The sequence below is a fragment of the Solidesulfovibrio aerotolerans genome (genome assembly GCF_009856865.1).
GTDB classification, from domain to species: Bacteria; Desulfobacterota; Desulfovibrionia; order Desulfovibrionales; family Desulfovibrionaceae; genus Solidesulfovibrio; species Solidesulfovibrio aerotolerans.
This window is the reverse complement of sequence record NZ_WVUD01000047.1, coordinates 16448-27054: the sequence shown is the minus strand read 5'-3', so window position 1 is coordinate 27054 and position 10607 is coordinate 16448. Positions and strand designations below refer to the sequence as shown.

Here is a 10607-nt window from a genome sequence, read left to right as displayed (position 1 = left end):
CTGGAGGCTCAAGCACAGAAGCCAATGAGGCGCCCCCCCCCCCCGATTAGATGGAGGGCGGACATCAACATCGAGGGGGTCAATTTTGGACGCTGATTGGGGGTCACTTTTCGGTGCTGTTTGACATCGTTAATCATGGCCGGTTCTGTGTGGGTGATCTTCCGGTCATCATTCTGGGTGCCCGGCACGCCATCCTGGGGTTCTTCCTGGTGGATTTCAGCATCGAATGTGGGCAGTGGAACCGAATTCTCCGTCTCGATGGCGGCGTCAACTTCTGGGGTTGCAACCGATTGTTTGGCCGTGGTAATGATTTCCCATTCATCACCCTGGGCTGGCGGTGCGTCCACCTGGGGTTCTTCCTGCTTCACACCTGGATCGAGTGTGGGCAGTGGAGCCGAATCCTCGGACACGGTGGCGTCAATTACCGGGGTGGTGCCAAGGTCCGCTGCCGGGGTTGCCCCCGCTTTTTCGGTCATGCCATTGGTGGGGTTGTAATTGTCGTTGGCCTTCTCCGACGTTTCGACCGGGCGGGAAGTCCCGGGATCGAACTGGGGATCGGTTTCAGCCTTTGGCCAAGTAGGAATCTGTTGAGCTTTAGGTGGTGCTGTTTTGATAATGCGGACCTTGGGTGTATCCGCTGCCTTAGACGACGGGTTGTCACGCTTCATGGTGACCTCCGAGATATGAGATAGTGGGCCGAATACCACATGAGGGAAGTTTGAAAAGTTGGCGATTAGGGTCTAATTGGGACCTAATTGGGGTATCCGGGCTAAAATATTTTTGGAAATTTTACCCAGTGATGAAATACCGAGCAGTATCCGCAGGGGAATGCCGTCCCGCCTTGATACTTAGCCGTCAAGGGGGGATAGAGTCCTATGCTGTTCAATTCAATGGAGATACACAGTTGCTCCGTTTATAAATATAGAGTATTTTGTTCTAAATGTGTTAATACGGTTGCTTGGGGGTGGTGTGGTGGATGAGTCTATTCAATGTCATAAAATTGGAGGGTTTTATTCGAGCAATTTTTTGTTTCTGCGATTTATAACAATTTGCGGAAATGATATGCTTTTTTTTGAGGGAAGAGAGTTGTCTTTAGACATTTTCAAAGATATGCTCGATAAGTATCTTAGAGAACTGATGTTTGCCTTAGAACGTGACCCCTTTAAATCTATATTCTTAGGGCTTGAAGAATTAAAAGCTAAACATAAAAGAAGCAAGTCATTGAGAGGTGTACCGATTAGAATTAAGTTTGCGTATTATGTTCCAGACGATCTTGGCAAAACATCCCATCATTATCTTTCAAATACCGCAAGAATTATTAATGAGGTTGTCAACGAAATAAATATTTATTTGGACCTCATAGAAAAAAATAAAAAATTAAATTCCATATTTAGAGAAAATTTAAACCAATATATTATACTTAGGTCTAAAATTCGATTGATTAATAATTTTAAAAAATCTAAGGAATGTGATAGAATCCAAGCTGTGATTAAATGTGTCTCTTCTTTGTTTCGTTTTGATTTTATACATATAATCATGTTTTGTGATTCAGATGCCTATAAACTCTGTATTACAAAAGAGCTTGGTCAATCGACTGCCTCTGCTTACCAGTCTATTAGAAAAAATGTACTTAATAAAGCTGCTAATGAAGCTTATTATAAATGGCGAAAAGGGTCAAAATTATTGCATCATAAAATGGCTGCAGAATTAAGTCCATTTCTCAACACAATTTTTCGAAAAAAATTGCTTGAACAACTAGAACTAAGCTATGAACAAAAATCTGGTTATTATAAATGCAAAAAAAGATATCTTAAAAGAAAGGAAGAAATTATTGCGGGAAAGAGTGATTTATCGCTTCAACTCATTAAAGAAGCAATAAAAAAGGTAGCAAAAAGATTTAAAATGTATTTTGATCCTGGAGCAAAGCATAGAACGAGCAAATAAATTGATACTCTGATTGTTTTTTAGTTTGTCATTGTGATTGAGATTAAATGTGTTTTAGCGACTGTTTATTGTCAGGTTTGAAAAAAATGACATTTTAACTTGACAGCGTATTTATTTTTTAACGTGACGATGCTAATTTTTAAGAATTCTTGTAACATTGTTTAAAAGGACATGGGGTCAAAAAAAGTGATTTCGACTTTTTGAAATACGAAAAAATTTTCGTTTTTGATGGAACTACATGGCGGGGCAGAGATTGAATCTTGAAGGATTGGAAGTATTTCCCACTTAGACTAAGATTTTGACCAGCCGATGCTCCAAAAAGCCGGTTGAGACTTTTCAGTTTACCACTGACAAGCAATATTTAGCCCGATTTTAATATTTCTTCGCCACTTTGTCTTGAAACGTCACGCAGCTATTTCATCTGGAAATCGTATGGAATTCGTGCGTGATAAAACAAATAATATTGGTTTCTTAATTTTTTTCTAATCGTCCTCGGGCAACATAAGCGTCAGCACTGGCTCAGCGTTATCACCAGGGCCAATATGGGCGATGATATCAACGGTTTCAGATCGTCCTGGCCCCATCAGGAACGACACTTTGAAGTACACCCGATCCGTTCCTTTGCTGGACCGGGCGGCGAACAGGGCCAAAACTAAGACATCATGGAGCCGGCCAGCACTGGATTGACCGAAACTCCCGTCCAATCCGGTAGGAACTTCAACATATTGGTGGTAGAGGTTATCGGTAACGACGGTATGGACTTTGAACCCGTGGGCTTGGGCATCAGCGGTAATATCAATTAAGACTCCATCTTCGATAGCCTGTGCCCTGGTGTAGCTGTAGATGACGTTCCAGTCTTTATCGGTGGTCATTTTCGGTGTCTCCAGTTTCGGCATTTAAAATAGCATCGAGTTTTTGACGAAAGCTTTGGCACAGTGTAATTCCAACATCGGCGTATGAGCGCGTTAGTTCCCCGTATATCTCAACAGAACTCGTATCCATTATCTTGAAAAGCTGTTCAATCGAACGAAAAGCATTGAATATTTCGTCCTTAGTTTGACGAAGATCATGATTTTTTTGACTCATATGGCCTCCTTTGCTTTTTAAGCAGCAGGATAGCCTGGATCAGTGGGGCGGTCACGGGAGTTTGGGATAGGTTGGGAATTGGACTGGACAAAGCCCTATGGAAATCGGACGTTGGGCGTATACTGGGATTTCCTGGGATGTTGGCCCGGAGGGAACCCCAAGGCCCCGGCCACGGGAAAAACCCAAGGAACGGACCGGTAGAGAGCAGGGGAGGGGTGCCCGGGGAAAAGCTCAAGCCCAGATTTCCCTAAGGGAGGGGCTTCAGCTGTTTGCTTCGGAAAACTACTTGTATTTAAGCTGTTTCTGTGATTAATTATGCTGTATCTATCGATTTGCAGCAGATGTGCCAGGGACTCGGTCCGTTTCGAGCAGAATTGGCGATAACGGCGGTGGATGACATTTCAAATCAAAAAAGTTGGTTTCATATGGCATAATCCTGCCATTTACAGGCCCAGGTAGCGACCAAAACCTTTGAAACTGCACTGTTCCTTGTCCTTGAGCAGGGTAGGGCGACTTTGTGATGTTAACCATCAGTAATAGCACACTTTTTCTAAATACGAAAATTTTTACGTTTTTGACTGGACGAAATTTGACAATTTGCAAGTAAATCGCCTTTTGCCGTTAATCCTTGACAGAGTTGACATCTTTACGTTTTAAGCTACTTTCTGGAAATCAAATTGGCTTTTTAAGGAGTTGTACCCATGCCTGGAAAAGAATCGAAATTCGATGCGGTGAAACTTCGCACCATGATCACAGAAGAGAAGACTGCTCAACAAATCTTTGATGCTTTCGGGATTGATAAGGTGACTTTGAAAAACCATCTCCTGAAGTTGATGCAGATGGATGAAAAGTTTTACAAGATTGAAGGGATGAATACTCGGGCGGTTTCTGGAAATGCCAAGTTCTCGAAGAATGGTCTTCGCCTGTCCCCGTCACTTCTGTCCAACTACGGTTTCACCCTGGGTGACGAATTCAAAGTCTCAAGCCTAGAAGAAAGGAAGATAGTGCTTGAGCAGAAGTAGCTTGTTTCGGTAAAGAAAGTGAAAACCCACGGTTTCCTGGTAGTTGGGTGCGTGGGCTTTTATCACTTGTACGTTTTCTAGAGTTTAAACGCTTATGTTGTGGCTGAGTATTTGATCTATTGCGTTCTTTAAGTCTTCAAGTATAATTGGTTTGGATAAGTAGCCATTCATGCCGTGAGCCAAAAATCTTTCCCGGTCTCCGGCCATAGCATGAGCGGTTAAGGCTATAATTGGTATTTTGGAGAAGTTTTTGTTTGAATTCCTTATCGCAAGAGTGGTTTCGACACCATCCAAGTTGGGCATTTGGATATCCATCAGAATTAAATCGTAATTTTCAGATTGTAGCAACTTTAAAGCTTCAGCTCCGTCTTTTGCGCACAATGGAATGTGGCCGATTTTTTTGACGAAGCTAGATATCGTCAATTGGTTGACGTTGTCATCCTCAGCGATAAGTATTTTTAGACTCGAAATGTTTTCGCAAGCGATGTCATTAGTTTGATTTGTGTTTTCTAAAATCGGAGGCTCAGTAGTTTTGAAAGGAATTGCAATACAAGTCATAGTACCCCCTCCCTCGTTATTGTCGACAGTAATACTGCCTTCCATGATTAATAGTAATTTTTTTACAATTGAAAGTCCAAGGCCTACTCCTCCGTATTTACGGGTCAAAGAACCATCGACTTGTGTGAAAGGGACAAATATTTCATCGAGCTTATCTTCTGGGATTCCAATGCCGGTATCAGAGATTTCTATGAAAATGTATATTATTTTTCCTGCTATAAGTGAACTAATAGAGATAGATACGCGCCCATATGGCGTAAACTTGATTGAATTTCCGAAGATATTAAATATAATTTGCCTGAGTCTGCCTGAGTCTCCGTAAATAATTTCAGGAATAGATTTGTCAATGCGCGTAGAAAGTTGAATTTGTTTTGTTGTTAACTCAGTGATAAAAGTGTTGACAACGTCTTCTATGAGGTGGTTGATACTGAATCCATGATTTTCTAGCGTGACACTGCCTTGTTCTATTCGAGATAAGTCTAAAATGTCAGAGATTAAACGAGTTAAATTTCTGCCAGAACTAAGGGCAATATCAATATACTCACTTTGCTCATGGTCTGGGTTTGTAGATTCAAGTAATTGAAGCATACCCATGATGCCGTTTAATGGCGTTCTTATTTCATGACTCATATTAGCTAAAAATTCAGATTTTGCTTTATTCGCTGCTTCAGCAATTTTTTTTGCTTTTTCAAGCTCAAGTTCCTGTTGTTTGCGTGTCGTGACATCGAGAAACATTACTGCTATCTGGTCAAGAAAAATTCGAAAGCAAAGAATTTCATAAATACCGGATATATTGGCGTCCTCATATCCTAGTTGCTCAGTGTGCCATGTTTTACCCGTTTGCAATACCTCGAGATAGCGAGCAGATATATCGTTTTCTGCAAGCATTGGGAAAGCGTCGGCAATATTTTTTCCAATTAAATCAGAGTGATTTATACCTAGTATTAAGTCTGCTGCTGGGTTCGCACCGCTAAATACGAGTGCGTTTTCGACAAGTTCATAGATATGTATGCCGATGGGCGTCTCATGAATTATTGAGCGGAGAGTCTCTTCGCTTTTTACGAGTGCTCGTTCAGCCTTTTTTTGGTGAAGTATTTTTGAAACGGAGTCCATTAACAGTGTTAACTGGTAGACGTCACTACTAGAGTAGTCAGTGTCTTTGTTCCCCATGCCAACGACTAAAATTATCTTGTTTTCTTTGAACACTGGAATCGTCATGAATGATTTCAAAAGAGCATGTCCAGTGGGAAACCCCTTTTTTAATGCGTGCTCCTCCTCAAATTTGTTTAGAATTATCGGCTTGCGTTGGCGGACCGCTTCTCCCCAGATGCCAGTTTTGTCTAGTTCATAACGAGCTTGCGGAGACGTGATGCTACATTCATGCATAACTTCATTTGACCACGTGTTTAAAGTAAAAACACGTCTATCCTCGTCGTAGTGATAAATATATCCAATTTTACTCTCAGTTAGTTTTATAGCTTCATCGAGAGCAAAATCCAAAAACTCCTGGGCAGAAGTGAATGGATGTTGGAGAATATTTACAAGGGAAAGTAACCTCGTTTCGTTTCGAAGAATTTGTTCTTCAGATTTTTTGCGATCAGTTATGTCGACAAAGGTTACAACAACTTGGAGCAGTTCATTTTGTTGATCAAACTCAGGAAAAGCATTAACTAGAACCCAAACTAAGTCGTTGTGCAAAGGACGATTTATCCCTAAAATTAAATTCCTCACTGGGGAACGAGTAGCGATCACCTGAGATACTGGGTATTCTACGAAGGACATTTTCGTTCCATTTTCATGAATAAAAAACCACTCAGGATCTATCGCATTTTTCCCTTTCAGTTGGGAAATGGAAAGCCCAAGTAGCTGAGAAGCTTGGTCATTAGCGACAATTATTCTAGAATCCGATGCGTGGACAACGACTCCTGCATGAAGATTTTGGATGAGGTAATAATTTTTCTTTTCACTTTCCTGTAAAGCTTTTTGTGTCATTTTGCGTTCTGTATGGTTGACGTAAATGCTCATTCCGCCTATACAGGTATTGTTTGTGTCATAAAGGGGAAAAATATTTGCTATGATATGAAGGTCATTTTCAAGATGATCCTTGGTAGGAACCTCAAGGTCGCGATAAACAGTTCCCTGACGAAGGGTGTGACTCATAAAAGTTATATGTGTTGGGTCATTATAAAAAACTTCACCCAAAGTTTTTCCGTAAGTGGTTTCAATAGGTCCAATAATTTTGAGCATTTCTAGACATGCTAGATTCGTTTGGAGAATACGCTCTGAGGTGTCGACAAGGAAATAAGGCATTGGAAGACAACTTAAGACAGTGTTGAACAATCCTTTGTCGTACATAGCTGTCTTGCTAAGAGCCTCCATCTCTTTGGATATTTGGCTATTAAATTCTTTAGGGTGTGACATCGGGTTCCTTGGGTATTTAAAGGTGTTAACCTTGCATCATAAAGTTGCAGTTGTCTTGGCTTCGTGTAACGTAGTGTTTAGTTTTAAATCTTAAAAAGAGTGAGTTTTTTCTGAAAAGAAAAAACTTATCTCGGAAAATTTTCAATATGTTGCTTTGACTGGTATTTTTCAATCAATTTTACAGAAACCTGCGGAACCTTGTGTAGGTCGGGTTTTGACATTTGCTCGTCTGCTCCAACCGATTGGCCCTTGTGGTATAGTTCTTCAGTGATGATTGAAGAATAAAGCAAAACAGGCAGATTTTTTAAAAGTGAATTTTGTTTAATTTTCTTTGTGAGAGTGAAGCCATCCATTTGAGGCATTTCGATATCTGTTATAACAATGTCAAAATCAAATTGTTTAGTAAGTAAGTCGTCTGGAGTTTCAGATGCACGCTGGTTTAAATAATTCCAACAGTCGAACCCATTGGTGAACTCAAGTACTTCAAAATTTGATTCTTGCAAAGAAGCTCTTAGCATTTCGCGTATCAGTTTAGAATCGTCAGCTATTAAAGCTCTGTATTTTTTCTCTGAAATGAAACGGTCGTTTTTAGCCTCCATCGTGACACCTGTCAAATCAGAAATCATGTATTCTAAGTCAAGAAGTTGAATAATTTTTTCTTCGATTTGAACTATCCCGACTATGCAGTTTTCTTTGTGAGACGCTACAAGTTTGTCTGGTGATTCGACTTGTGTCCAATCAAGCCGATGAATTTCAACGACACCTGAGACTAAGAATCCGGCTATTTGCTTACTGAATTCAGTCACAATTATTATTTCATTTCTAGATTTATTTTTGGGTAGCTTAAGCCATTTAGAAAGGTCGAGTACAGGTAAGATTTCACCCCGTAGAGGAATAACTCCCATGAAACAGGGATTGACATTGTCGTAGGTAAGTTCAAGCCCTGGATTTTCAATTACTTCCACGACTTTGGCAACGTTAATTCCGAACGAATTAACTTCAATTGGTGAGTCCTCATCTTTTTGTGAGGTAATAAAAAACTCTAAAATTTCAAACTCGTTAGTGCCTGTTTCGAGTAGTATTTCTTGTGACATGGGTTTCCTCTTTTAGCGTATGCTATGATGGACTTGCTTTTGAGTTCATGGTGTTGGCCGACATATTTATAAGAAAATTTGAAAGTAGACGTACGATTTGACAGAAATCGTTTTCGTGAAAATTTTGCTCTACCTCTTCGAGTATTATTTCCGAATTGTAGAGGGAAATAAGTATGTTTTCTTTGCCCGCATTGTTATATGCTTTGAGAAATCTTTTATCTTCAAGAACTATTAAGTTAATAAAATATATGGCTAAAAAACTTTTGTTGATCTGGGTCCTGTCTTTGGTTTCTCCCAAAAGTTTATTCCCAACCATTTGAATCATTTCAGAAAGCTGTTTATTCGTATCTATGGCTTGGCAAAGATTCATCTGTGTGCTCATTGCAAGGAGGTGGGGGAAGGCCCCACCTCCTTGCGTAAACCGCTAAAATTTTTCGAAGTCGTGATCGTCCATATCCAAATCAATTTTTGCGGTAGAAGTTTGCTTTCTGGACGTGGAAACAACCCGTGCACGGCCAGTAGGCAATGCTTTTGGTGTTGCACGTCGTCTATTAGCAGTAGTGCCAACTTGGAAAAATTCAATTGTGCTTTGAAGTTGTTCAGCTTGACTCGAGAGTTCTTCAGATGTCGATGCCATTTCCTCGGAAGCAGATGCGTTCTGTTGGACAACCTGATCAAGTTGAGTAATGGCTTTATTTATCTGATCTGCTCCAGAGTTTTGTTCCATACTGGACGCAGCAATTTCCTGGACGAGTTCTGCCGTCCGCTGGATGTCTGGGACCATCTTGGTCAACATTTGCCCAGCTTGCTCAGCAATTCGAACACTCGAGGTCGAAAGATCAGAAATTTCCGAGGCAGCACTGCCACTCCGTTCAGCCAGTTTCCTGACTTCTGCGGCTACGACCGCAAACCCTTTACCGTGTTCACCTGCTCTAGCTGCTTCGATAGCTGCGTTAAGGGCTAACAGGTTGGTCTGACGTGCTATTTCTTCGATAATCGAAATCTTTTCAGCAATATTTTTCATGGCGGTCACAGCTGAAATGACAGCTTTTCCACCTTCTTGAGCGTCTTGTGCGGCTTTGACTGCAATAGACTGGGTTTGCTGGGCATTCTCAGCATTTTGTTTTATGTTTGAGGACATTTGCTCCATGGATGAAGAAATTTCTTCAACACTAGCTGCCTGTTCTGTTGCACCTTGAGACATGCTTTGAGCTGAAGCTGATAATTCTTCTGAGCCTGAAGCAACATTTTCTGATGCAGATTGAATTTCTGCAACAACTTCACGCAATTTTACGACCATAATGTTAAGTGATGCTGCCAAAATACCGATTTCGTCTTTTTGATCTATTTCAAGAGTTTTGGTGAAGTCTCCGTTAGACATCGCTTCGGCAAACTGAACACCCTTTTGAACTGGGCCCGTAATTGCCTTCGTTAAAACGACTGAAACCATAATGCCTAGGAGAAGGGCGATAGAAAGTCCTACAACCATTGTAGTAGAGGCAGTTCCAAGACTGGTGACTGCTTCCTTCGAAATCTCAGTTGTTTGATCCATCCCGGCCATGGAAGTCTGTGCTGAAGTGCTTAGTACTGCTTGGCCGATTTCTGTCCTTTTGACGTTGATCTTTTGTAATTCATTCCAATCTGTAACTAGACCTGTCATCGCAGTTTTGTAAGCTTGTGCTGATTCACTTGTTGTTGCTAACTGCCTAATATTTGCTTCAGAAAACGTAATGCCTTTTATCTTTGCCAGCAAATCTTCAATCTTTGGAAAGTTACTCATCGCTCCTTCAAGAATTTTAGGTTCACGAAGTGCTTGTGCTTTCCAAACCAAAATACGTGTTTCATTTCCGATGTCTATGACATCGTTAATCATTGAAACTTTGCTGGTCCTTTCTTTAAGCTTGTCGCCAGATGTTCCATTGGAGATTTCTTTGGCAAGAGCATCTTCTTGACTTTTAAGGAAATCGCTTGTGTTTTTTGCGTAGCTAGTTGCTGCAGTGTCAAGTAGTTTTCGGTCTTTATCTAGTGCTTGGATTTGAGCTACGGTTTGATCGGCAAGTTTTGAATATTCATTAACTTTGCTTTGGGCCAGAGCAACGTTTTCCCGCAGCTTAACCAAGTCAGAGTACTTGTCGGCATGTGTTTTGGCATCAGATAAATGCTTTTGAACTTGGCTAAGTTCCTTTTTACCTTCTTCGAGAAAAGAGGTTTCTTCTGAAAGACTGTATCCGCGCCAGGCATACATTGTTAAAAATGATGAGCGTTCGACGTTGGTGGCAATAGCTACTTCTGGTACGTATTCCTCTGACAATTTTTTTGCATCGTGTTCAACGTTTGTCATGTTAAACACAGCCATTCCTCCAAGAGAGCATGCTATCAAAATGAGGATGCCAAAGCCAATGCCTATCTTCATTCCAAGTTTAAGATTTCGCATCTTATCCTCCTGATTAGTATTTGGTCAGTTCAAAATGAAGTTGCGACG

Annotated in this window: 9 protein-coding genes; 2 read left to right on the top strand and 7 right to left on the bottom strand. The window is 40.9% G+C overall.

Translation table 11 applies throughout. The features are described from left to right. Positions 1-8: 8 nt before the first annotated feature. Entirely contained in the window at positions 9-668 is a 660-nt protein-coding gene (locus GTA51_RS17640; RefSeq protein WP_160963442.1) for a hypothetical protein, read from the bottom strand. A gap of 394 nt (positions 669-1062) precedes the next feature. On the opposite strand from GTA51_RS17640, the gene GTA51_RS17635 reads away from it, so the two are divergent. Then, positions 1063-1944 carry a hypothetical protein gene (locus GTA51_RS17635; protein ID WP_160963440.1) on the top strand — a complete coding sequence of 294 codons (882 nt, stop codon included), beginning with the start codon at positions 1063-1065 and terminating at the stop codon, positions 1942-1944. Positions 1945-2426: 482 nt separating this feature from the next. Here GTA51_RS17635 and GTA51_RS17630 read toward each other — a convergent pair whose 3' ends face one another. Both GTA51_RS17630 and GTA51_RS17625 read right to left on the bottom strand, forming a co-directional pair. Beyond that, positions 2427-2816 (bottom strand): DUF6573 family protein, encoded by a 390-nt coding sequence (locus GTA51_RS17630; RefSeq protein ID WP_160963438.1) that lies wholly within the window; start codon positions 2814-2816, stop codon positions 2427-2429. Then, positions 2803-3030, bottom strand: a complete 228-nt coding sequence (locus GTA51_RS17625; protein ID WP_160963436.1) for a hypothetical protein — start codon at positions 3028-3030, stop codon at positions 2803-2805. The genes GTA51_RS17630 and GTA51_RS17625 overlap by 14 nt, the downstream gene beginning before the upstream one ends. A gap of 701 nt (positions 3031-3731) precedes the next feature. Here GTA51_RS17625 and GTA51_RS17620 point away from each other — a divergent pair. Further along, entirely contained in the window at positions 3732-4052 is a 321-nt protein-coding gene (locus GTA51_RS17620) for an ArsR family transcriptional regulator (protein ID WP_160963434.1), read from the top strand. A gap of 84 nt (positions 4053-4136) precedes the next feature. On the opposite strand, the gene GTA51_RS17615 is transcribed toward GTA51_RS17620, so the two are convergent. The 4 genes from GTA51_RS17615 to GTA51_RS17600 form a co-directional block, all read right to left on the bottom strand. Continuing rightward, entirely contained in the window at positions 4137-7031 is a 2895-nt protein-coding gene (locus GTA51_RS17615; RefSeq protein ID WP_160963432.1) for an ATP-binding protein, read from the bottom strand. 125 nt (positions 7032-7156) lie between these two features. After that, entirely contained in the window at positions 7157-8125 is a 969-nt protein-coding gene (locus tag GTA51_RS17610) for a chemotaxis protein (RefSeq protein ID WP_160963430.1), read from the bottom strand. Between the two features lie 22 nt (positions 8126-8147). Next, the gene (locus GTA51_RS17605) at positions 8148-8495 is read right to left on the bottom strand and encodes a hypothetical protein (protein WP_170300347.1); all 348 of its coding nucleotides are present in this window, start codon (positions 8493-8495) and stop codon (positions 8148-8150) included. A gap of 54 nt (positions 8496-8549) precedes the next feature. Further along, the gene (locus GTA51_RS17600; RefSeq protein ID WP_160963428.1) at positions 8550-10559 is read right to left on the bottom strand and encodes a methyl-accepting chemotaxis protein; all 2010 of its coding nucleotides are present in this window, start codon (positions 10557-10559) and stop codon (positions 8550-8552) included. Positions 10560-10607 lie beyond the last annotated feature (48 nt).